Annotated in this window: 21 protein-coding genes, 1 tRNA gene and 1 pseudogene; 10 read left to right on the plus strand and 13 right to left on the minus strand. The window is 69.5% G+C overall.

Annotated elements, in window-relative coordinates; translation table 11 throughout:
- Positions 1-51: 51 nt before the first annotated feature.
- The 3 genes and pseudogenes from BCR15_RS09660 to BCR15_RS14655 all read right to left on the minus strand — a co-directional run.
- A complete protein-coding gene (locus BCR15_RS09660) occupies positions 52-1,056 on the minus strand; it encodes a Gfo/Idh/MocA family protein (protein ID WP_068751982.1) in 1,005 nt (334 codons plus the stop codon).
- Positions 1,057-1,076: 20 nt separating this feature from the next.
- Complete coding sequence (locus tag BCR15_RS09665; RefSeq protein WP_068751983.1) at positions 1,077-2,009, minus strand: TIM barrel protein; 933 nt, start codon at positions 2,007-2,009, stop codon at positions 1,077-1,079.
- A 143-nt stretch (positions 2,010-2,152) separates the two neighbouring features.
- Positions 2,153-2,332 (minus strand): annotated as a pseudogene (locus tag BCR15_RS14655) (hypothetical protein); the annotation flags it as partial.
- Positions 2,333-2,457: 125 nt separating this feature from the next.
- On the opposite strand from BCR15_RS14655, the gene BCR15_RS09670 reads away from it, so the two are divergent.
- The 4 genes from BCR15_RS09670 to BCR15_RS14945 are packed head-to-tail and all read left to right on the plus strand — an operon-like array spanning position 2,458 to position 5,538.
- Entirely contained in the window at positions 2,458-3,012 is a 555-nt protein-coding gene (locus BCR15_RS09670; protein WP_197971742.1) for a type 2 periplasmic-binding domain-containing protein, read from the plus strand.
- A 14-nt stretch (positions 3,013-3,026) separates the two neighbouring features.
- Positions 3,027-4,028 carry a carbohydrate ABC transporter permease gene (locus tag BCR15_RS09675; protein ID WP_068751984.1) on the plus strand — a complete coding sequence of 334 codons (1,002 nt, stop codon included), beginning with the start codon at positions 3,027-3,029 and terminating at the stop codon, positions 4,026-4,028.
- Positions 4,025-4,918 (plus strand): carbohydrate ABC transporter permease, encoded by an 894-nt coding sequence (locus BCR15_RS09680; RefSeq protein ID WP_068751985.1) that lies wholly within the window; start codon positions 4,025-4,027, stop codon positions 4,916-4,918. The genes BCR15_RS09675 and BCR15_RS09680 overlap by 4 nt, the downstream gene beginning before the upstream one ends.
- The gene (locus BCR15_RS14945; RefSeq protein ID WP_078919973.1) at positions 4,915-5,538 is read left to right on the plus strand and encodes a hypothetical protein; all 624 of its coding nucleotides are present in this window, start codon (positions 4,915-4,917) and stop codon (positions 5,536-5,538) included. Before BCR15_RS09680 ends, BCR15_RS14945 begins: the two co-directional genes overlap by 4 nt.
- An 82-nt stretch (positions 5,539-5,620) precedes the next feature.
- Here the strand turns inward: BCR15_RS14945 and BCR15_RS09690 are convergent, their stop codons facing one another.
- On the minus strand, positions 5,621-7,546 hold the full coding sequence (locus BCR15_RS09690; protein ID WP_068751986.1) for a glycosyltransferase: 1,926 nt from the start codon (positions 7,544-7,546) through the stop codon (positions 5,621-5,623).
- Between the two features lie 21 nt (positions 7,547-7,567).
- A complete protein-coding gene (locus BCR15_RS09695) occupies positions 7,568-8,242 on the minus strand; it encodes a FadR/GntR family transcriptional regulator (RefSeq protein WP_068751987.1) in 675 nt (224 codons plus the stop codon).
- Between the two features lie 162 nt (positions 8,243-8,404).
- Here BCR15_RS09695 and BCR15_RS09700 point away from each other — a divergent pair, with 162 nt between their 5' ends.
- Positions 8,405-8,947 (plus strand): gluconokinase, encoded by a 543-nt coding sequence (locus BCR15_RS09700; RefSeq protein WP_068751988.1) that lies wholly within the window; start codon positions 8,405-8,407, stop codon positions 8,945-8,947.
- Between the two features lie 94 nt (positions 8,948-9,041).
- On the opposite strand, the gene BCR15_RS09705 is transcribed toward BCR15_RS09700, so the two are convergent.
- The 5 genes from BCR15_RS09705 to BCR15_RS09725 are packed head-to-tail and all read right to left on the minus strand — an operon-like array spanning position 9,042 to position 15,809.
- The gene (locus BCR15_RS09705; RefSeq protein ID WP_068751989.1) at positions 9,042-10,292 is read right to left on the minus strand and encodes an endo-1,4-beta-xylanase; all 1,251 of its coding nucleotides are present in this window, start codon (positions 10,290-10,292) and stop codon (positions 9,042-9,044) included.
- Entirely contained in the window at positions 10,289-12,598 is a 2,310-nt protein-coding gene (locus BCR15_RS09710; protein ID WP_068751990.1) for a glycoside hydrolase family 3 N-terminal domain-containing protein, read from the minus strand. Before BCR15_RS09710 ends, BCR15_RS09705 begins: the two co-directional genes overlap by 4 nt.
- Positions 12,599-12,627: 29 nt before the next feature.
- Positions 12,628-13,491: a carbohydrate ABC transporter permease gene (locus tag BCR15_RS09715; protein ID WP_068751991.1), complete on the minus strand. Its 864-nt coding sequence runs from the start codon at positions 13,489-13,491 to the stop codon at positions 12,628-12,630.
- Complete coding sequence (locus BCR15_RS09720) at positions 13,488-14,495, minus strand: carbohydrate ABC transporter permease (RefSeq protein ID WP_068751992.1); 1,008 nt, start codon at positions 14,493-14,495, stop codon at positions 13,488-13,490. Before BCR15_RS09720 ends, BCR15_RS09715 begins: the two co-directional genes overlap by 4 nt.
- 3 nt (positions 14,496-14,498) lie before the next feature.
- Entirely contained in the window at positions 14,499-15,809 is a 1,311-nt protein-coding gene (locus tag BCR15_RS09725; protein ID WP_068751993.1) for an extracellular solute-binding protein, read from the minus strand.
- Positions 15,810-15,967: 158 nt separating this feature from the next.
- Between BCR15_RS09725 and BCR15_RS09730 the strand changes: the two genes are divergently transcribed.
- Positions 15,968-17,056 carry a LacI family DNA-binding transcriptional regulator gene (locus BCR15_RS09730; RefSeq protein ID WP_068751994.1) on the plus strand — a complete coding sequence of 363 codons (1,089 nt, stop codon included), beginning with the start codon at positions 15,968-15,970 and terminating at the stop codon, positions 17,054-17,056.
- Between the two features lie 11 nt (positions 17,057-17,067).
- The gene (locus BCR15_RS09735; protein ID WP_068751995.1) at positions 17,068-18,003 is read left to right on the plus strand and encodes an aldo/keto reductase; all 936 of its coding nucleotides are present in this window, start codon (positions 17,068-17,070) and stop codon (positions 18,001-18,003) included.
- A 79-nt stretch (positions 18,004-18,082) separates the two neighbouring features.
- Here the strand turns inward: BCR15_RS09735 and BCR15_RS09740 are convergent, their stop codons facing one another.
- Positions 18,083-18,484 carry a hypothetical protein gene (locus BCR15_RS09740; protein ID WP_068751996.1) on the minus strand — a complete coding sequence of 134 codons (402 nt, stop codon included), beginning with the start codon at positions 18,482-18,484 and terminating at the stop codon, positions 18,083-18,085.
- Positions 18,485-18,502: 18 nt separating this feature from the next.
- Positions 18,503-19,195 carry a hypothetical protein gene (locus tag BCR15_RS09745; RefSeq protein ID WP_141680100.1) on the minus strand — a complete coding sequence of 231 codons (693 nt, stop codon included), beginning with the start codon at positions 19,193-19,195 and terminating at the stop codon, positions 18,503-18,505.
- Between the two features lie 170 nt (positions 19,196-19,365).
- Between BCR15_RS09745 and BCR15_RS09750 the strand changes: the two genes are divergently transcribed.
- Together BCR15_RS09750 and BCR15_RS09755 are read left to right on the plus strand one after the other, a co-directional pair.
- Positions 19,366-19,448: transfer RNA gene (locus BCR15_RS09750), tRNA-Leu, on the plus strand.
- A 239-nt stretch (positions 19,449-19,687) separates the two neighbouring features.
- A complete protein-coding gene (locus BCR15_RS09755; protein WP_068751998.1) occupies positions 19,688-20,818 on the plus strand; it encodes a tyrosine-type recombinase/integrase in 1,131 nt (376 codons plus the stop codon).
- A gap of 357 nt (positions 20,819-21,175) precedes the next feature.
- Here BCR15_RS09755 and BCR15_RS09765 read toward each other — a convergent pair whose 3' ends face one another.
- Positions 21,176-21,880 (minus strand): TIGR02391 family protein, encoded by a 705-nt coding sequence (locus BCR15_RS09765; RefSeq protein ID WP_068752000.1) that lies wholly within the window; start codon positions 21,878-21,880, stop codon positions 21,176-21,178.
- Between the two features lie 117 nt (positions 21,881-21,997).
- Between BCR15_RS09765 and BCR15_RS09770 the strand changes: the two genes are divergently transcribed.
- Entirely contained in the window at positions 21,998-22,474 is a 477-nt protein-coding gene (locus BCR15_RS09770) for a DCL family protein (protein ID WP_083196596.1), read from the plus strand.
- Positions 22,475-22,576 lie beyond the last annotated feature (102 nt).

Here is a 22,576-nt window from a genome sequence, read left to right on the forward strand (position 1 = left end):
CGCAGCTCGCGGCGGGCCGGTCCGGGGTGCGCCCGGGCGGATACGTGGAGGTCAGGCGTACAGGGCGGGGCGCTCGATCATCGTGATCGGAACTTCGCCGTCCGCGGTGAGTGCGGCGACCCCGGCGTCGCAGACCACGGCGGCGGCGTAGCCGTCCCATGAGTCCGAGCCGGTGTGCCGGTCCTGCGACACGGCGGTGATCCACTCCTGCACCTCGGTGACGAAGGCCTGGCCGAAGCGCTGGTTGTGGTCCATCGTGAGCCGGTTGCGGCGCCCGAGCTTGTCGGCGCGGTGCACCAGCTCCTGGTCCCCGAGCCGCACCACGCCCTGTTCGGCCACCAGTTCGCACTGGATGTCGTAGCCGTACTGGCAGTTGACGAACACCTCGTCGTCGACCCGCACACCGGACTCGGAGGTGAGGATCAGCACCAGCGGATCCTGCAGGTGCTCGAAGCGCAGCGAGGTCTTCTTCGGCTTGTCGACGCGGGCCGAGACGAACTCCTCGCCGAGCAGCCAGCGCATGGTGTCGATCTCGTGGATGGCGGTGTCGTTGATGGCCATGTCCCACGTGTACATCTCGGGGACGGTCGGGTTGCGGTGCGCGCAGTGCACCATAAGGGCCTCGCCCACCTCGCCGTCGTCGAGGATCTTCTTCATCTCGCGGTACGAGGCGTCGAACCGGCGCATGAAGCCGACGGTGACGAGCTTCTTGCCGGCCTTCTGCTCGGCCGCCATGATCTCCTCGCACTCGGCCGCGGTGGGGGCGAGCGGCTTCTCGCAGAAGACGTACTTGCCGGCCTCGATCGCGGCGATGACGTCGGGCTTGTGGGCCGGGCCGTAGCTGGCGATCATGATCGCGTCGACGTCGGGGGAGTTGATGAGCTCGGCGCTCGTGGCGTAGGCGGTGCCGTCGATCTGCTCGGCGACGGCCTTCGCATTGTCAGGGTTCACGTCGCTGACCGCGACGACGCGGCCGCCGGAGATGACGGTGTGGATGCGCTCGATGTGCGCCTTGCCCATGCCGCCGGGGCCGATCATTCCGATCCGGAGAGTCATGTCCTGTGGATCCTTCCGGGTCAGAGGAGGCCGAGGCCGACGGAGGCCAGGTACTCGCGGGTCTTGATGGCGTTCGGCAGCGGGTAGGACGGGTCGCAGCCGTACATGTCCTGCTCGCAGATGACGTAGAGGTCCTTGTTGAGGTCGGCCAGCGCCTCGACGAGGGTGGGCATGTCGGGCTCGCCCTCCGGCGGCGCCACGGAGCAGCCGGCCTTGACGGCCCTGACGAACGGCCAGTCCTCATCGTGGGCCTGCTTGACGAGCTTCGGGTCCATGGCCTTGATGTGGACGTAGGAGATCCGCTCGGGGTAGTCCTTGATGAGCGCGATGTTGTCGGCCATGCCGTAGACGATGTGGCCCGTGTCGAGGCAGAAGCCGACGTATTCGGGATCGGTGGCCTGGAAGATGCGGTCGATGTCCTCGCGGGTCTCGATGTGCGAGTCGCCGTGCGGGTGCAGGACCATCTGGAGGCCGTAGTCCTCCTTCATCATGCGGCCGAGGCGGTTGGCGTTGTTGATGTAGAGGTCCCAGGCCTTGCCGTCGAGGTGACGGTCGTCGGTGAAGGCCCCGGTGTGCTCGTCGCGGAACATGGGGGGCAGGTGGACGACGTACTCGGCGCCGACGGCGGCGTGGGTCTCGCCCACGGCGCGGAAGGTGCGCTCGGTGTCCGCCCAGGCCTCCTCCTTGTGCAGGATGCCCCACGCGGTGCCGGCGACGACGCGGAAGCCCCGCTTGCTCATCTCCTCCTGGAGACGCTTGGGCTCGGTCGGGAAGTAGCCGAAGGGTCCCGTCTCCATCACGGAGAAGCCGGCCTCGGCCATCTCGTCGAGCGCCTTCTCCCACGGGATCTGCGCGGGATCCTCGGGGAACCACACGCCCCACTGATCGGGGCAGACGCCGATCGTCAGGCGGGAGTATCGCGGATCGGTGTTGCGGCTCTTGTCGACAGCCATCGTCATCCTCTCGGGTTGCTCATCGTCGAGCTGACCTCAGTCTAGGTTTGTGACGTTTGTACTGTCAATAGCTCGGGTGAGACTTTCGGACGCGTCGTTGAGGAGATCAAACCGTCGGAGACCGACGGCTTGTGAGGACAATTTTAGCCCGCCGTGGCCCGCCTGATCATGCGGTCGAGGACGGCCACGTCGAACCCCGGACGCTCTGGCCGGTTGGTCATCAGCGTCCAGGCGAGCCCGGCCGTCGGGTTGATCCAGAACTCGGTGCCGGACCATCCGGCGTGCCCGAACACCGCGTCGTCCGCGCCCCACCCGGGCAGTTTCCACCCAGCGCACCCAGACGTTCGAGCTCGCGCTCCGGGCCGACGGCAAGAACCTCTACACCGACGACGGCGAGCTCGGCTTCACCAAGGAGGAGCTCAAGGCCTTCTGGGAGTCCGGAGCCGCGATGTGTGACGGCGCCGGCATCCCGCAGAACAAGCTGGAGGAGATCGCGCCCCAGTCCGGCTTCGGCGCGGGCATGACCGTCAGCGAGACTAGCTGGAGCAACTTCCTGGGCGGCTACCTGGCCGACTCGGGAGCCCAGTCGATCGCCATGGTCGCGCCGCCCACCGCCAAGGAGGGTGCGAAGGACCTCTACCGTCAGGCCGGTCTGCAGAGGGCCATCTCGGCCGACACCGAGCACCCTGAGGCCGCGGCCCTGTTCCTCGACTATGTCGTCAACAGCGAGAAGGCCGGCGAGATCTTCGGCACGACGCTGGGCTTCCCCGCCTCCAGCAGCAAGCTCGACGGCGCCGTGCTCGAAGGCCCGGACAAGCAGGTCGCTGACTTCCTCGACTCGGTCGCTGACCGCATCGGCGACGCCCCGCCCGTCCCCGTCGTCGGCTACGGCGCGCTGGAGCAGAAGTTCTGGGATCTCGGCAAGGCCCTCGGTCTGGGTGCCGTCACCGTCGACGAGGCTGTCGAGCAGTTCTTCGCCGAGGCCGACGTCATCCTCGGGTGACCACGGAGCACCCCATGACGATCGCGACCCACGCGGCGGACGCCGCCACGGACCCCGTACGTGACCGGGCCCGTGGCGGCGCACCCGCCGGGGCGGGTGGCTCGACCCCCGCCCCCCGGCGCAGGCGTGCCCTGCAGCGGCGCGAGGACGCCGCCGGCTATCTGTTCCTCACCCCTTGGCTGATCGGGTTCTTCCTCCTGACCGCCGGGCCCATGCTCTTCTCGCTGTATCTGGCCTTCACGAACTACAGCATCTTCGGCAAGACCGAGTTCATCGGCCTCGACAACTTCGCCCGCATGATGGACGACGAGGTGTGGTGGGGCTCGGTCCGGATCACGCTGTTGTGCGTCCTCGTCGGGACCCCCATCAAGCTGCTGGCCGCCCTGGCCGTGGCCATGCTGCTCAACTACCGCTCGAAGGGCACCGGGTTCTTCCGGTCGGCGTTCTACGCGCCGTCGCTCATCGGCGCTTCGGTCAGCATCGCCATCGTGTGGCGCGCCATGTTCTCGACGGGTGGCCCCGTCGACAGCTCGCTGCGCATCTTCGGCATCGACATCGGCGGCTGGGTCGGGATCCCGGCCCTCATCCTGCCCATGATGATCCTGCTGGCCGTCTGGCAGTTCGGCGCCCCCATGGTCATCTTCCTGGCGGGCCTCAAGCAGGTCCCGGCCGAGCTGTACGAGGCCGCCTCCGTCGACGGCGCCGGCCCGCTGGGCAAGTTCCGCAACGTGACGCTGCCCATGCTGTCGCCGGTGATCTTCTTCAACCTGCTGCTGGAGATGATCCACGCGTTCCAGGTCTTCGCCTCCGCTTACATCATTGGCTCGGGCACCGGGGGACCGGCGGGCGCGACCAACTTCTACACCGTCTACCTCTACACGCGAGCCTTCACCAACACCCAGATGGGCTACGCGTCGGCGATGGCCTGGGTGCTGCTGATCGCCGTCGGCATCATCGCGGTGATCATGTTCCGCACCTCGAACTCGTGGGTGCACTACTCGGGAGACAAGCGATGAGCGCCACCACCGTCGACCGCGACCGGACCGCCACCCGCACCGGCAGCCTCCGCCGCCGGCGCACGTGGACCACGGTCGCCTGGGTCGTCGCCATGGTGGCCCTCACCGCGGTCATCCTCTACCCGCTCGCGTGGATGGTGTCGGCGTCGTTCAAGCCCACCGCCGAGTTTGGCGCCAACCAGGCGTTCCTGCCCGAGAACCCGACGATCGGCAACTACTTCAAGGTGCTGGAGGGCGTGGGAGGCGTGCCGCTGTGGCGGTTCTTCCTCAACTCGTTCATCCTGGCGTCACTGTCGGTGGTGGGGATCGTCATCTCGGCCTCGCTGGCCGCCTACGCGTTCGCGCGCATCCGCTTCCGGGGCAACGGGGCCTGGTTCGCCGTCATGATCGGCACGCTCCTGCTGCCGTTCCACGTCCTGATCATCCCCCAGTACATGCTGTTCCGCCGGCTCGATCTGGTCGACACGTTCGTCCCGCTGCTGCTGGGTAAGTTCCTGGCCGTGGAGGCGTTCTTCGTCTTCCTCATCGTCCAGTTCATCCGCGGCCTGCCGCGCGACATGGACGAGGCCGCCCGGATCGACGGCTGCGGCCACTGGCGGATCTTCTGGCTGATCATCCTGCCGTTGATCAAGCCCGCGCTCGTGTCGGCGTCGATCTTCGCGTTCATCTGGAGCTGGAACGACTTCCTCGGACCGCTGCTCTACCTGAACTCGCCCGACAACTACCCGCTGCCGCTCGCGCTGCGCGTCTTCAACGACCAGACCAGCTCGTCGGACTACGGCGCCACGGTCGCGGTGTCGGTGCTGGCGCTGCTGCCGATCCTCCTGTTCTTCATCATCTTCCAGCGCTTCCTCGTCGAGGGGGTCTCGACCCAGGGGCTGAAGGGATGAGTCGGAGGTCGCGGTTCGCGCTCGCCGAGCCAGCGGACGGGAGCGTGCTGCGCTGGCCCGGGGCCGCGTCGAAGTTCGCGCTGCTGGGCGAGGTGCTGTGGGTCGGCATCCTCGTGGCCGTCGCGAGCCTGCCGGTGGTGACCTGGCCCGCCGCGTTCGCGGCCGGCGCGTCCCATCTGCGCAGGTTCCTGCGCGGTGAGAGCGCCACGGTGGGACAGTTCGTCGACGACGTGCGCCGGGCAGTGCCCGGGGGCGTCGTCGTCGGGGCGGCGTCGCTGCTGGTGGCGCTCCTGATCGTGTTGGACCTCGCCATCGCGCGCGACGGCGGGCTCCCCGGGGCGACGGCGGTGGCGGCCGTCCTGAGCGTCGCGGCGGCGGCTGCCGCCGTCCTGGTGGTGACCGCGGCCGTGTCGTGGCGGCCTGGGCGGACGTGGTGGGCCGTGGTGGCCTCGTCCCCCGGGCGCCTCGCCCGCGATCCGTTCGCGGCGGTGATGACCGCGGTGGCGCTGGGGCTCGCCGCGGTCATCACCTGGCAGTACGCGCTACTGGTCGTACCCGCGGCCGGGATGCTGGTGTTCGCGATGGTTGCGGTACAGGAGAGTCGCGGCGTTCCGGCGTGACACAACTCACAGCAGCGGGCTGAAAGACGGCTGACGACGGCGAAATCGGCAACTGCTGTGAGTTACGTCACGCCACCCGGGTTCACGGCAGGTGCGGGACCTCGCCGCGCAGGCCGGTCGACGTGACGATCGTGTCCGGCTGGCCGCCGCTGTGCGTGATCGAGCGGTCGTCGTCGTGCACCGTCAGCTGGGTCCGGTGGTGGCGCAGCGCCTTGGCCACCCGCGGGCGGTACCCCTCCAAGTCGAACCAGCGCGCCGCGAGCTCACGGTTGGTGGTCAACGCGGCGAACGGGATCCCCACCTCCTCCGCCGCGGCGCGGCTCAGATGGTGGGCGCGCACGTGGTCCGGGTGGCCGTAGCCCCCGTCGTCGTCGTAGCTGACGACCAGATCCGTGTGCATCTTCCGGAGGAACGCAGCGATGTCCGCGGTCGCCTCCGCCTCGTCGGCGGACGTCAGGGACCGTTCATCGGCCTGCTCGCCCGGCCCCGCGACACCGTCGGCGATCCACCGCATGCCGGAGTCGAGGTAGCGGCGCGGCTCGTCCGCGGCGCGGGCCGGCGGCATGCCGAGATAGGCGTGGGCGTGGACGCCCAGGGAGTCGAGGGCGCCCGCGAGCTCGGCCTCGCGGCGCTGCTCCAGCGCCGGGGTCCCCGCGAGATGTGACAACGGCCCGGGGACGACGGCGCCCATCTCGCCGCGCGTGCACGTCAGCACCGACACCTTCAGGCCCTCGTCCACGAGGTGCGCGATGAGGGCGCCCGAGGCGAGCGTCTCGTCGTCGGGGTGGGCGTGGATGAAGGTGACGTGCTTGACCGCCCCGTTGGCGATGGCGCGTCGGTAGGCCTGAAGCGTGCGGTCCGCCACGTGCGCCCACGTCATCGTCTCGGCGCGCTCCCTGGCCGTCACGGCCATGCGCGCGCGCCGCTCCGGGTCGCGGAGGAGACGCAGCAGAGCCTCGGCCCAATCCCGAGGATCGTGCGTGGGGACGAGATCGCCGGTGTGGCCGTTGCAGATCGCCTCGGTGAGCCCGCCTGCGGCGGCCGCCAGGGTCGGGACGCCCGAGGACGACGCCTCCAGCGCGACCAGCCCGAAAGTCTCGGAGTGCGACGGCACCAGCATGATGCTCGCGTGCCTCATGATGCGCGCGAAGGACTCGCGGTCCTGGCCGGGGAGGAACGTGACGACGGAGGTCAGGTCGAGGTCTGCGACGAGGCGGTGTAGTTCCGCCTCGTAGTCCGCGAAGTCCGCGGACGCCTGGCCGACCACCACGAGGTGCGGCCGTTCCGCCTCCGGAAGGAGCGCGAGGGCGCGGATGGCGACATCGGGCGCCTTGAGCGGCTGGAGCCGGGCCGCGAAGAGGAGGTAGCCGGGCGCGACGCGCGGGTCCGGCGTCCAGACCTCGCCGTCGGCCGGGTGGAACAGCTCGGTGTCGACGCCGGGCCGGACGATCATCACCTGCTCAGGGTCGGCCTGGCAGCGGCCGATGACGACCGCGGCTTCGTGCCGGCTGACGGCGAGGATCAGATCGGACTGCGTGGCGCAGTAGATCTCGCCGTCGAGGCGCGCGGGGGATTCCGCCGGCTCGCCGTCGCGGAGCGAGGAGTTGGGGTGGGCGGCCACCGAGTGGAAGGTCATGAGGTGCGGGATGCCCGCCTCGCGGGCGAGCGGGATGGCCGCGACGCCGGACATCCAGTGGTGGGAGTGCACGAGGTCGAAGCGGTCGAGGGATCCTAGGTTGGCGCGGAACTCGTCGATGTGCTGGTCGATTTGGCTCTTCGGCAGGGGCCGGGGCGGTCCGGCGTCGACGTGGTGGAGCACGATCCCGTCCTCCAGCACGTGCGTGGCCGGCTGGCCCGGCGACGAGCGGCGCGTGAAGAACTCCACGTCGATCCCCGCCTGCCGCAGCGCGATGGCCAGGGCCCGGATCAGCACGTTCATCCCGCCGGCATCGGCCGTACCGGCACGCTCGGCGGGGGAGGTGTGGAGCGAGATGAAGGCGACACGCATGGGGCGGAGGTTACACCCCGGTCATCGCCGGGCGAGGGCGTCGCGGACCTCGTGGACCAGGGCCCGGGCGTGCCGTTCGGCTGCCGCGCGGTCGCCGTCCGCCACGGACCTCGCGAGCAGCAGGTGCAGGTCGAGGGCGTCGGCCTCGGGCGGGCTGGGCTGCAGGCCGAGGCGGATGCGGCCGTCGAGCACCTCGGCGACGGCGCCGGTCAGCGCGGCGAACATCTCGTTGTGGGAGGCGGCCAGCAGAGCGGTGTGGTACTCGATGTCGATGCGCGCCAGGGCGGCCCCGTCGATCGTCGTGGCGGCGTCGCGCAGGTCGTGGGCCAGGTGCACGAGCCGCTCGCGCTCCGCCGGGGTCGCGCGCTCGGCGGCCAACCGGGCCGCCGCCGGCTCGACGGCCTCCCTGAGCTCGGTGAGGGACCGGAGCTGCTCGTCGCGGTGCGGCGAGTCGAGGCGCCAGCGGATGAGGCGGGGGTTGAAGCGGTCCCACGCGTCGGGGGGCAGGACCGTGATGCCGATCCGCGGCCGCGCCGCCACGAGCGACATCTCTTCGAGGAGTCGCATCGCCTCGCGGGCGACGGTGCGCGAGACCGCGAATCGATCGATGAGGCCCTGCAGCGTGAACCCGTCCCCCGGTCGCAGCACGCCGGCGACGATGTCGGCGCCGAGCCGGTCGGCGACGACGTCGGCCATGGACGCGCGGGGAACGCCGGGCGCATGGCAACCGGGGGGCGGCGGTTGCCGTCGTGGACTGGGCCGCATGCGCCAATAGTATTACCATTGCGCCATGCAGGATCTCACTCTCCGCAGGGTCGCGGCCCGACGCGAGGCACTGGGCGTCGGGGTAGACGCGCGATGACCTCTCCCACGACAGGGCCGGTGCACCTCGTCGTCATGGGCGTGGCGGGCACGGGCAAGTCCACCATCGGACGAGGACTCGCCGAGGTGTTCGCCCTGCCCTTCGCCGAGGGCGACGACTTCCACAGCGACGCCAACCGGCAGAAGATGGCGTCGGGCGAGCCGCTCACCGACGAGGACCGCTGGCCGTGGCTGCAGTCGCTGCAGGACTGGATGACGGAGCAGGCCGCGCAGGGGCGATCCACCGTCGTCGCCTGTTCCGCGCTGAGGCAGGCGTACCGCGACGTGTTGCGCAAGGCCGAGGGGGAGACCTTCTTCGTGCACCTCGTGCTGCCGGAAGAGGTGAACCTCGAGCGGCTCACGCTGCGGCAGAACCACTTCATGACCGACCGGATGCTGGGGTCCCAGCTCGCGACCCACGAGGTCCTGGCCGAGACCGAGCACGGGATCGAGGCGCTCAACGTCGGAGACCCGCGGCACGTGATCGCCGAGATCTCCTGGCTTCTTGAGGGGCGCTTCGGGGCGCGTCTGCACGGCTAGGGCGCCGTCGGCCGGCAGCACGAAAGCACAACGAACTCGACCCCCGAGGCCCGCTACGGGCCCGGGGGTCGAGTTCATCGGCGTGTCGTGCAGGTCAGGGGGTCGGAAGCTCCCCGGCCGCGATCGAGAAGGCCGTGACGCGGCCGTCGACGACGAGCTCGTAGTCGCCCGCGAAGCCCTCGACGACGACGTCGCCGTTGTCGTCCGCGACCACCTGAGTCTCCGGAACCCACCACTCGCCCTTGATCAGCCCGTGCAGGGCGTCGAACGATGGCTTGGGGGAGCCGTCGGCGCGCAGGAACCCGATGGGTGCGCCCAGCCAGGCGCCGGCGTCGGTGATGCCCCAGTAGGTCACCGATTCGACGGCGGGGTGGGCCACCAGGGTCCGGTAGTGCCGCGACACCTCGTCCGCCTGCCGCGCCTCCCCCTCGGGGGTCGAGGGCCACGACGGGATCTGGTAGTCGTTGAGGTCCACGATCTCGGGCGGCATGATGTGCCCGGACACGAGGCTGGTCTCCGACATCTGGATCGGCAGCCCGAAGCGGGCGAACCGCTCCAGCACCTCGAGCGTGCGCTCCTCGCCCCAGTAGCCCTGGTGCATGTGGCTCTGCAGGCCGATGGAGTCGATCCGGATCCCGGCGGACAGGCACTCCTCGATGAGCCGCTCGTACTTGACCGACATGTTGAAGTCGTTGAGCACCAGCTTGAGGGTGGGGTCGGCCTCACGGGCGGTGTCGAACGCGAGCCGCACGATCCCCACCCGTCCCAGTTCGCGGGCCAGGGGCGTCACGGCGTTCTCCTCGGCGGTGAACTCCGGCATGATGACGACCTCGTTGATGGCGTCCCAGAGACCGATCAGCCCGGCGAAGTCGCGCACCTCCCGCCGGATCCGCGCCTCGATGAGGCGGCGCACCTCGGCGGTGGAGCGCCCGAGCAGCCACTGCGGCGCGAGCGTGTGCCACACCAGCGGGTGTCCCTTGACGGTGACGCCGCGCTCCACGAACCAGCGGGCGGCGGCCTGGAGCCGCGCCGTGTCCGGTTCGCCCTCCACGGGCTCGAAGGTGCGCCAGTAGAAGGGGAGCGTCGCGGTGTTGAACACCTCCAGCCACCGCTCGGCGACCGTCTCCGCCAGGGCGGCGGGTGCCTGCCCGAAGCCCGTCTCGATCGAGTGGTCCTCGCGGTTGGCCAGCCCGATGAGGTCGAAGCCGATGTTGCCGAACCCGAAGGCGTGCCGGGTCTGCCGCACCGTGACCTGCGCGCCGGCACGACCGACGCCCACCACCGCGCTGCCCATCCGGGCGCCGTAGCGGCCCGGGTCGGCCGCGGCCGTCACCCGCGCGCTCATGCCGGCACCACCGTCGACGGCGTCACCAGCACGCGACCCTCGCCGACCACCCGGCGCTCGCCCGTCATCTCGACGGAGAGCGCGGGCAGGCGGTCCTCGGAGGACCGGCCGGCCGACAGCTGGATCTCGCCGGGCTCGACGACGCGGGCCATGTCGACGCCGGTGAAGGACAGCCGGTCCGCGTGGACCTCGAACGTCACGCGCGCGGATTCGCCCGCCGACAGGTCGACCTTGCGGTAGCCGATCAGCTGCTTGAGGGGGCGGACCACCTCGGCCCAGGGGTCGCTCGAGTAGAGCTGCACCACCTCGGCGCCGTCGCGATCACCGGTGTTGGTGACCGTCACGGAGTACTCGACGACGCCGTCGACCGGCATCGTCGGCGCCGAGACCGCGGCGTCGCTCAGCTCGAACGTGGCGTACCCGATGCCGTGGCCGAACGGGAACAGCGGCGTCGGATCGAGGTTCGAGATGCCGTTGGAGAACCAGCCCAGCGGGGGAGCCAGGTAGGTGCCCGGCTGCCCGCCGTGGTGCGACGGGATCGCGATCGGGAGGCGACCCGACGGGTTGAGCGTGCCGGTCAGCACGCCGGCCAGCACATCGGCCGCCTCGACGCCGGGCATGAACGCTTGGACGATCGCGGCGCAGCGGTCGGCGTATTCGCCGAGGGCGTACGGCCGGCCGGTGACGAGCAGCAGGATCGTGGGCGTGCCCGTGGCCAGGACGGCGTCGAGGAGTTCGCCCTGCCGGCCGGGGAGCTTGAGGTCAACGACGTCGCAGCCCTCGCCGGAGGTTCCCTCGCCGAACATGCCGGCGATGTCACCCAGCGTGACGACGGCGACCTCGGCCGCGGCGGCGGCCGCGACGGCGGCGGCAAGGTCCTCGTCGGTGCCGGAGGTGAAGCCGGTCCCGGTGGCGAACGTGACGTCGTCGCCGAGGGCTGCCCGCAGCGCGTCGTCGAGTCTGCGGATGTCCAGGCCCGTCTCGGTCCCACTCTTGGCGAGGACGTGGTTGGGGAAGGAGTAGCAGCCCATGAACGCGCGCACGTCGTCCCACGTCGGGCCGACGACGGCGACCTTGCGGCCTTCGGCGAGCGGCAGGACACCGTCGTTGGCCAGCAGCGTCACCGACTCCTCGGCCACGCGGCGGGCGATGTCGCGGTTGCGGGGGGAGTCGAGGTCGGCGGCGGGGTCGGCCGGCGGCTGCCAGCCGTCGTCGAGGAGCCCGAGCTGCAGCTTCTGCCGGAGCACGCGCCGCGCGGCGCGGCGGACCTCGTCCTCCGAGAGGAGCCCGCGCCCGATCGCCTCCTCGATGGCCCAGTAGGCGCCGGTCGAGGGCAGTTCGATGTCCAGCCCGGCGCGCAGTGCCAGGGCGGCGGCCGTGGCGTCGTCGGGGGCGACGCGGTGCATGCGGGTGAGGAACGCGATGCTCCAGTAGTCGGACACGACGGTGCCCTCGAACCCCCACCGGTCCCGCAGCACCGTGGTGAGCAGCTCGTGGGAGGCGGCGGCGGGCTGTCCGTCGATGTCGCAGTAGGAGTTCATGATCGAGCCGGCGCCGCCGACGCGGACCGCCATCTCGAACGGCGGCAGCATAACGTCCTCGAGCTCGCGGCGACCCATCGACACCGGCGCGTGGTTGCGGCCGGAGCGGCTGGCGGGGTAACCGACGAAGTGCTTCGGGGTCGCAACGACGCCCGCCGACTGCAGGCCGCGCACGTAGGCGGTGCCGAGCGTGCCGACGAGGTACGGGTCCTCGCCGCAGGTCTCCTCGACCCGGCCCCAGCGGTAGTCCCGCACGACGTCGAGCAGCGGCGACAGGCCCTGCTGCACGCCGACGGAGGCGAGGTCGGCGCCGATGGCGGCGGCCATCTCCTCGATCAGCTCGGGCCGCCAGGTGGCGCCCCAGGCGATCGACGCCGGGTAGACGGTGGCGCCCAGGGCGGTGAAGCCGGTGAGGCACTCCTCGTGCGCGATCGCCGGGATCCGGTGGGGGTTCGCGGCCCGCACGTCGTCCTGGAAGCTGGTGAGCTTCGCCACGCCGTCGGGGACAGTGAGGGGGTCGGTGCCGAACACGCGGGTGAGGTGGCCGAGTCCGCCGTCGATCGCCTCCGTCCAGGGCTTGAGCTCCTGGGAGAACTCGCTCTCCATGGGGGCGACGTCGTGGTGGTCGGGGTCGGGGGCGGGCGCCTCGGTCTGGCCGGGGTGCCAGTAGGAGCCGAGCTGGTGGACGAGGTCGGTCAGGGTGAGCTCGTCCATGAGGGCGTCGAGGCGCTCGTCGATGGGCAGGGTGGAATCGGTCCAGGTCATGGGAGGTTCTTTTCCGCGCGGATGTGGGCTCAGCCCTTGACCGCGCCTTGGAGACCGCCGACGATGCGGCGCTGCATGGTGAGGAAGAAGACCATCGCGGGGATCATGCTGAGCGTGGTGAACGCGAAGACGCCCGCGGTGTCGGAGGAGTGCTCGGTGGAGAAGTCGGCCACGCCCAGCGGCAGGGTGCGCATGTCGCCCTGGAGCAGCAGCAGCGGCAGCAGGTAGGCGTTCCACGAGCCGACGAACGCGAGGACGCCGACGGTGATGAGGCCGGGTGCCGACAGCGGCACCATGATGCGGGTGAACACGCTCATGCGGCTGGCGCCGTCGATCATGGCGGCCTCCTCCAGTTCGCCGGGGATGGCTTGGAGGAACGGGCGCAGGATGACGATCGTGGTCGGCAGGGCGAACGCGGCCTGGGGGAGCGCGACGCCCCACCAGGTGTTGCTCATCCCGAGGTCCTTGCTGATGATGATGAACAGCGGGATCACCGCGACTGTGGCGGGGAACAGCAGCCCGAGGACGAAGATCATGTAGATCTTCTCGCGGCCGGGGAACTGGTAGCGCGACAGCGGGTAGGCCGCCATGAGGCCGAACACCACGACGACGGCGGTCGTCAGGAGCGCGATGATCATGGAGTTGAGGCCGTAGCGCCAGAAGTTCGGGTTGGTGAGGACTCCGGCGTAGTTGCTCCAGACCCAGGGGTCGGGCATCCCGGCCGGGGACTCGGCGAGCTGGGCGTTGCTGCGGAAGCCGCCGAGGATCGAGTACAGCACCGGGCCCAGCGAGAACGCCGCGACGACGAGCGCGATGAAGTAGACGACGGGGTTGGTGGTGCCCAGGCGACGGCGGCGCGTCGCGGCCGGTGCGGCGGCGGTGGCGGAGGTCATCGGCGGACCTTTCGCTTGTCGGAGTCGGCGGTGTCGCGGCTGAGGATGAAGCGCTGGTACAGCAGCGCCATCGTGAGCGCCACGACGAAGAGGACCACCGAGGCGGCGCCGGCGATGCCGTAGTTGCTGCGCTTGGTGCCCTCGTTGATGAGGAACGTGGCCATGGTCGTGGTGGCGTTGGCGGGGCCGCCGCCGGTGAGGATCCACACCATGTCGAAGAGTTGGAGGGCGCCGACCATGGACAGGAAGGCCCAGGTCCGCAGGGTGGGGCCGAGCAGCGGGATGGTGATGTAGCGCTGGGTCTGCCACCAGGAGGCGCCGTCGATCTGGGCGGCCTCGTCCAGCTCCTGCGGGACGCCCTGCAGGCCGGCGAGGAACAGGATGATCGCGAAGCCCAGGTACTTCCAGGTGAGCACGACCATGACGGTCCACAGGGCCAGGTCCGGCGTTCCGAGGAAGCCCTGGGCGGGCCCCTGGATGCCGAGGCCGGCGAGGATGGAGTCGATGACGCCGTAACGGGGCTGGAGCAGCTGGAACCAGACGACGCCGGCGATGACCTCGGCGAGGATGTAGGGGATGAAGACGATGGTGCGCAGCAGCCCCTGGAACTTCATCTTGCGGTTCAGCAGCAGCGCGACCGCGATGCCCAGCGGCAGCTGAATGGCCACCGAGGCGACGACGATGAACAGGTTGTGGCCAAGCGCGCCGAGGAAGACGTCGTTGGTGAGGACCGAGATGTAGTTGCGGAGACCGACGAAGTCGGTCAGCGGGCCGAAGCCCTTCCAGCGGTACACCGAGAACTGGACGGCGCGCAGCATGGGCCACACGACGAACATGAAGAACAGGACGAGGGCGGGGAGGACGAAGACGGCGATCTCCAGCCCCATCCTCCAGTTGACGGACCGCGTGGAGCGCGGTGAGGGCGAGCGCTTGGCGCGCCCGCCCTCACCTGCTGTGGTGACCGCGGCCGCCGCCCGCTTGCGCGTGGTGGTGGCGTCGGTCATGGGTTACTTCTCCGCGTCCGCGGCCGACTGGGTGGCGTCGACGATCTCCTGGGCGGTGGCCTGACCGGCGAAAGCGAGTGCGATCTCGTCGTTCATGGCGCCACCGACGGAGGTGCCGAAGGCGGTGTCGAAGTACAGCTGGACGTAGCCGGCCGCATCGCGGACCTCGAGGAGCTTGGCGAGAGCCGGGTCGGCCACGTACTGCGACGCGGTCGGGTTGGTCGGCAGGCCCATGTCGAGTTCGGCGAAGCCCTTCTGGATCTCGTCGGACAGCAGGTACTCGACGAAGTCGACGGCCTGGTCGGGGGCGTCGGCCGGGACGGCCCACGCGTCGCCGCCACCGAGCGCGGCGCTCTGGTCACCCTCGCCGCCCTCGACCTCCGGGAAGGCGAACCAGCCGGTCGCCTCGCCGAGGCCCTGCTCGTCTTCGGTCAGGCCCTGCATGACGCCGGGCTCCCAGTGGCCGGCCAGCTCCATGGCGACCTTGCGGGTGGCCAGGAGGCCGGAGGCGCTGGTCGGGCCGGACTGCGCCGGGGTGGTCAGGAAGCCGGGGTTGAACGGCTCCTTGCCCACGAGCTCGGCCAGGTCCTCGCCGGCCCGCACGAAGCACTGGTCGGTGAAGTCCAGGCTCGTCACGGCATCGGAGAGCACCTCCTCCGAGCACTCGCGCAGCGCGAAGTAGTACCAGTAGTGCGCGGCGGGCCACTTGTCGCCGGCGCCGACGGAGATCGGGTCGATGCCCGCGGCCTTCAGCTTGTCGATGGCGGCGTAGAGGTCCTCCATGGTGGTGGGCGCCTCGGTGATGCCGGCCTGCTCGAAGAGCTCGGTGTTGTACCAGAAGCCGACGACGCCCATCGAGAAGGGCAGGCCGTAGGTCTTGCCGTCGACGGTCCAGCCGTTGACGGAGCCGCCGAGCTTCTCGACGGTCTCGCCGGCGGCTTCGCTGAGGTCCTTCACCAGGCCGGCCTCAACCTTGTCGGCCAGCTCGCCGCCGCCACGCTCCATGTAGATGTCCGGAACGTCGCCGCTCTGCCAGGCGGCCTCGAGCTTGGTGACCATGTCTTCGTGCTGCATGGCCTGCACGTCGATGGTGACGCCGGGGTTCGCGGCCTCGAAGTCGGCAGCGACCTTGTCGTAGTAGTCCTTGCCTTCACCGGTGTTGGAGTTGTGCCACCACGTGAGGGTGACGTCGCCGCCGCCGGAGGCCGGGGCCGACGCGCCGTCGGTGGCCTCTTCCGTCGTTCCGCCGCAGGCGGACAGGGCGAGCGCTGCGCCGGCGACGAGCGCGGTGAGCTTGGGCAGTGCACGGGTCATCGTTGATCCTCCGAATCTTGTTCACGAAACTTTTCGTGAAACTCTGACTGACGATGTCGAGCATAAGCGTAACCACAATTAGTCTGCAAGAGCAACCAAATAGTGGTTATCGGTTCGTTAAGAAGTGGGCGAAACTTTTCGCTGCTAGGCTGTGGCGCGTGAGAACGGGCAAGGCGGTGCGGCTGCAGGACGTTGCGCGACACGCGGGTGTGTCTAACGCGACGGCCTCCAAGGCCCTCAACGACCGGGGCGGGGTGTCGGCCGAGACACGGCGTCGCGTGCTCGCTGCCGTGGACGAGCTGGGGTACGAGCCGGTGTCGGTGGAGTCGACGCCGTACCCGCAGATCGCCCTCGTTGCCGACGACCTCTCGACCAGCTACACCCTCGAGATCCTCAAGGGAGCGATCACCACGTCGATGTCGCACGGGGTGGCGCTCAGCACCTTCTACGTGCCGGAATCCGCGCCGGCGACCCCCACCCCCGTGCCGCTGGGCGACGACTGGCTCCAGCTCATCAAGGCCAAGGGCTTCCTCGGCGTCATCGTCCTGACGGCGCGCCTCTCAGAGCATCAACTCGCCAAGGTGCGCGAGCTCGGGCTGCCCCTCGTGGCGATCGATCCGGCGAACGCGCTCCCGCCGTCGGTCATGAGCATCGGGGCCACCAACTGGAACGGCGGCGTCGAGGCCACGCAGCACCTCATCGAGCTGGGGCACCGCCGGATCGGGTTCATCCAGGGGCCGTCCGAGTCGGTCCCCGCCTCCGAGCGTCTCCACGGGTACGTGTCAGCGCTGCACATGAACGCGGTCCCCATGGACTCCACGCTCGTCGTCCCGGGCGGCTACACGCACGAGGAGGGTTTCGAGGCGGCCCAGCGCCTCCTGGCCCTCCCCGAGGGTCAGCGCCCGACCGCGATCTTCGCGCCGTGTGATCCCGCGGCCATGGGAGTCTGCGAGGCCGCCCGCCAGCGGGGCATCGCGGTCCCGGAGGAGCTGAGCGTCGTGGGCTTCGACGACACCTTCCTCGCCGGGCTGGCCGTCCCGGGGCTGACGACGGTGCACCAGCCCCTGCAGCGCATGGGCGCGGCCGCTGTGCGGCGCCTGCTGGACATCCGGTCGGGTCGCGCCGTCGAGACCGGGCACGTCCGCCTCGCCACCCGGCTCGTGATCCGGGCGTCTACCGCCCCGGCGGCGGAGCCAGGACTAGGCTCGAAGGGAGCCCGGCCAGCGGGCCGCGCGACGACCCGATGAAGGAAGCGACGATGAAGACGTTCAACCTCGGCCCCACCGATCTTTCCGTGCCAGCGGTGGTCACCGGCGTGATGCGCATCCAGGACAAGACCGACGACGAGGTGCGCGCCCTGTACGACGCCTCGCGTGAGGCGGGGGTCGACTTCTTCGACCACGCCGACATCTACGGCGACGGTGCGTACCACGGCTGCGAGACGCGCTTCGCCGAGGCGCTTCGGCTCTCCCGGGCGGAGCGCGAGGAGATCACGCTCCAGACCAAGGCCGGCATCGTCAAGGACGGACCGTACTTCGATTTCTCCTATGAACACCTGGTGGCTCAGGTCGACGGATCGCTGCGCGCACTGGACACCGACTACATCGACGTCCTGCTGCTGCACCGCCCCGACGCGCTGGTGGAGCCCGAGGAGGTCGCACGGGCGTTCGACGAGCTGTCGGCCGCCGGAAAGGTGCGGCACTTCGGCGTCTCGAACCACACGCCCGGCCAGATCGACCTGCTCAAGCGCTACGTGACGCAGCCCATCGTCGCGAACCAGCTCCAGCTGTCGATCACGCACGCGCCGATCGTGGCGCAGGGCGTCGCGGCCAACATGGCAGGTCTCGACCAGTCCATCTCGCGCGACCTCGGCATCGTCGACTACTGCCGCCTCAACGACATCACCGTCCAGGCCTGGTCGCCGTTCCAAGCGGGGTTCTTCACCGGGGTCTTCCTCGGCAACCCGGACTACCCCGAACTCAACGCGGTCATCGACCGGCTGGCGGCGAAGTACGACGTCCGGCCCGAGGGGATCGCCACTGCGTGGATCACCCGCCACCCGGCCAACATGCAGGTGGTGCTGGGGACGACGACGCCGGAGCGCGTGACCTGGTCCGCGGCAGGCGCGGACGTCGCGCTGACCCGGCCGGAGTGGTACGAGCTGTACCGCGCCGCGGGGTACGTCGTTCCCTGATCGACGTCGAAACGACACGGGAAGCGCCCGACCCTCCCGAGGGTCGGGCGCTTCGCGTGACCGGCGCCGGCTGTGGCGGTCAGCGCGTGTTCGGCGGGATCGGCGGCACGATGCCGATGGGGCCGTCGGTGGGGTCGATGCGCTCGCCGTCGGCGCCCACCGGGTTCCCGTCCTCGTCCACGCGCCGGCCCTCGTGGTCCACCCGGTTGCCGAACTCGTCACGCCAGTAACCGTCGGCGTCGGGCTCGTGCTCGATGTCCATCCCGGCCATCGCGTCCGACCCCAGGGGCTCGGGCTCGGGCGGGCTGGCGGGGCTTGCCGGCGAGTCGGGGGAGTCCGGCGACTCGGGGGAGTCGGGGCTGGAGGCGGCTGGGGCGTAGGGATCCGGCGCGACGGCCGCGGCGCTGGGGTCCGGGCGCGTCGCGGGATCGGCGAACTCGTTAGAGGGAGCGGCGATGAAGTCGTCGTTCGAGCTGGTCATATCAATACTCCTTCTCGGTCAGCGGTCTTCGGGGACAGGGTTGCCGTAGGGGTCGAGCCGGCGGCCGTGCTCGTCGCGCGGCACGTCGTCGTCAGCGATGTCGCCGACGCCGCGATGCCCGCGCTGCTCACGATGCCCGTCGGTCTGGGACACGTCGTGATCTGGGCGCGCGGCGTCAGGCGTGCCGTGGTCGTGGTGAGCGGTGTGGCCCGCCTCGTCGTCGAGGTGGACGTCGTCGCGCCGGTCATGGTCCTGGGGGGCGTGGCGTTCGTGATCTGCGTCGTGTTGGCCGGAGTCGCGCACGCGCGGGTCGATCTCGTCAGCTTTGCGCAGCTTCTCCTCGCGCTCGCGCTCCAGCTCATCAAGGGCGTGCCGGCTGTGCCTGGCCTCGTCGTCGCGAAGTTCCGCCTCCTCGGCGGCGAGAGCCGCCCGCTCCTCCGCCTCCGCTGCGGCCTGTCGGAGCTCCTCCGCGCGCTCGGTCTCGGTCAGGGCGTCCTGGCGCACGGCCTCCGCCCGGGTCGTCAGGTCCTCGGCGCGCTCCTGGCGGGCCGCCAGCAGTCGGTCGTTCTCGTGGGCGCGTTGGCGCAGGTCGTCGGCCCGCTCGATCCTCGCGCCCTCGCGTCCCCGTGTCGCCGCAACGATCGCGGCGATGATCACCGCGAGCACCACGACGATGATGATCACCCACACCCATACTGGCCATTCCGGCATGGTCGTCCTCCTTCACGTGGAACTGATGGTCTATCCACACTAGACACCGGCTGGTGTCGGCATGTGGAGTTCGGGAGATCAGTGGCCGATCGCCCACAAGGCCGCGGCCGCGATTTGCGGTACCCAGCAGAGGCCGTGCTAATCTTTGGCGTCGGGTCGCAAGGCCCGTTGCGCGAGTGGCGGAATGGCAGACGCGCCGGCTTCAGGTGCCGGTGCCCGCAAGGGCGTGGAGGTTCAACTCCTCTCTCGCGCACAACGATGTATGGTCCCCTGACTACATCAAATCCCCTCTGACAAGGACTTCGGTCCTTCTCAGTTGTGGACTCCCATGGACACGGATGGCCTTCAGAGGCCTCCCATTCCCCACGTATTCCCCACGGTTCCCCACGTATACCCCACGACATCCGGGTCGTGGGGAACGCAGTTGGCGTCGTCCACTGTCCACCCGACCGTCCTCGAGCCCGTTACGGAGCGTGACGGGAGGGGCGCACCATGGGTAGACCACGGGCCAAGGTCAAGCGCGGCTTCGGTGAGGTCGGCCAGCTGCCGAGTGGGCGGTTCCGGGCACGCTACACCGGCCCCGACGGTGGCCGGCACAGTGCTCCGATCACCTTCGTCGCCAGGATCGACGCCGAGGGGTGGCTGGTCGACCAGGAACGGATGATCAGTCGCGGCGAGTGGGAGCCCCCGGCCCGTCAGGTCCGGGAGGTTGAGGAGGCACCCCTGCTGCTGGGTGAGTACGCCGCCACTGTGGTGGCCCGCCGGCGGATTCGACCCGGCACGGCGGCGCTGTACGCGAAGCTGCTCAGGTTGACCATCCTCCCGGCCTTCGCCGGCCAGCCTCTGGGCGAGATCACCGCCGCGGAGATCTCCGCCTGGTATGCCGGGATGCGGACGACGCCTACCCAACAGGCCAACGCCTATGGGCTGCTCAAGTCGATCTTCAAGGAGGCCGTCGAGGAGAGGCTCGTGGACGTGAGCCCCTGCCGGGTGAAGGCGGGCACCCAGAAGGAACGCGCCCGCGAGATCGACGTGCTCACCGTCGACCAGCTCAACCGCTACCTGGCTGCCGTACCCGAAGCGCGTCGGGTACCGCTTTTGCTGGCCGGTTGGTGCGGGTTGCGTTCCGGCGAGGTCCGCGGGCTCCGCGTGCGCGACTTGGATCTGGACATCGGTGTGGTGCATGTCCGTCAGGCAGTCGTGAGACTCAAGGGGCAGCTCCTGATCGGCCCACCCAAGACGGACGCCGGGGTCAGGTCGGTGTCCATCCCTCCCCACCTCCTACCGGCGTTGCGGGAATGGGCGGCGCGCCAGCCGGTGCGTGAGCGGGAGGCGTTGCTGTTCCCGGCCAGGGATGGACACTCCCCGCTCAACGACAGCGTCCTCCGGGTCGCCCACAACAAGGGCAAGGCGGCCATCGACATGCCCGGCTTGACGGTCCACGGGCTGCGTCACACCAGCGCGACGCTGGCGGCGCAGTTGGGAGCCACCCTCGCCGAACTCCAGGCGCGGATCGGACACAGCACACCGAACATGGCAATGCGCTACCAGCACGTCGCTGCCGAACGCGACGCCCAGCTCGCCGCCCGCATGTCAGCGTTCGCCACGGGTCGACCCGGCTGACTGGTTGCGGTGCAGGGGATGGCAGCGGTCTCCGGCCTGCCTGTTCGCCGTCGCCTCGCTCAGAAGTGACGAGCCGGGGTGATCGCCGTACTGGTCGCCTCAGATGGGCTGACTTCTCCTGCCGGTGGCCGTGTAAAGAATGCCGTCTTGTAGCCGCGGCAAGACCAAGCCGTGCCTGCGGATCGTCCGGGACCTGTTCAACGCCTTGTCAGACACTGCTGGGGTGTACTCCCAAGTGGTGACGATCGCGTACAGCTGCCGCAGCAGCGCGGCCGCGACCGCGGTCTGGGCCTGGGTCGACGTGCCGGTTACCGCGACACCCGTGCGCCTGCGCATAGTCGCCGGGCGCGTGAGCGCCTACGGATGCAGCCGCGCGTCAGCCCGTTGCACGATACGGAGAAGCAGATCCGCCAGCTGGATCACTTCGGCAGCCTCCACCGCGTCGTCGAACCGAACGGTGCGATGGCTGGCCGGATTCTTGTAGGCACCGATGGCGCCGGCGAAAAGATCGGCGGTCGCCTGCTGTTCGCCGCCCTCTGCTCCTGGATCCCGAAGAACGCCATCCTTCGGGCCGAACGCCTTTCTCATCAAGGCCACTCCAAGGAGTTCGTTCGGCAAACCGGCGACGCGGCGGACCTCGACCTCAACGGCCTTCATCGCCGCGAACGAAGCCGTCTCGTAGTCACCGAGCGCGAAGTTCGATCGTGCAGACGACAGCGCCGGATGAAGCCCGCCTGAGAGGCGGTCGTCCGCCCAGACCTTCGAGAGCGCGTTGGGATCCTCCAGCAGAGCCCTTCCCGTGCTCGTGACTCGACTCCAGCTGCTGCCTTGGGGGTTCTTGGAAGAGTGGCCAATCAGAGCATGCGACTCAAGCCATGCCCACGCATCCGACAGGCGAGCGAGCATGGCCTCGAGGTCGGGCGGAGACTGGTCGTATCCGCCTCGCTGCTTGAATCCCTGGATCAGGTTGTTGAAGTTCGGCTCGTTGCCCAACGACCGGAGCAGGTTCAGGCTCAGGTCGGGCAGAGGAAGATTCCGAACGTCGTCATATGACAGGCCCATCCAACGAGGCTACTTGCCGAACGAGTCTCTGCTCGGTCACGCCGGGCAAAGGTCTCCGCGCAGTCTCCTCCCAAGCGCTTGGTGAGGGCTCGGTGGTGACGCTCTAGGGTGCTGTATATGGCAAGAATCCCGGTTGTGCTCGAAACGTTCAGTTGGCCGACGCGCTCGGCAGCTGAGGCAGCGTTCCGCGGGATCCTACGGAACTCCGGCTACTCGGTCGGTGACGCCGTCTCGGACCCGGTCCATCACCGGATGCTCATCGAACTCCTCGAACGCCACCCGGACCACGCCGAAAAGGCTGGCCCGGGTGTCAGGGAGTTCTTCATCGGCCGAACTCGCGATGCGAGCGGCGTGTTCGTCGGGGCCAATGCGATCGGTATCTGGATCCGCCGCGTCGATGGCGAAGAGGTGGATTTCAGTTACCTCACGGCGATTCGCCAGCACTCCGCGAAGTCCGACGCCAAAGAAGCGCTGCGGACAGAAGTGGACGAACGGCGGCAGGAGTACCGTGACGCGCGTTTCGCTTCGCGCGAGGAGGTTCGGAGCGACCTGTCTGGAGATCGGGTCGAAGTTAAGTCCCTCATAGTGGTGTAGCCCTCGGTGGCCGTGACCGTCAGGGACGTCAGCGCGGTCACCGTGGGATCCTTCGAGTTCACCCTTGCAAAGCTCTCTCGAAAGGACATCGCCACGATGACC

This window comes from Tessaracoccus lapidicaptus (genome assembly GCF_001693815.1).
GTDB classification, from domain to species: Bacteria; Actinomycetota; Actinomycetes; order Propionibacteriales; family Propionibacteriaceae; genus Arachnia; species Arachnia lapidicapta.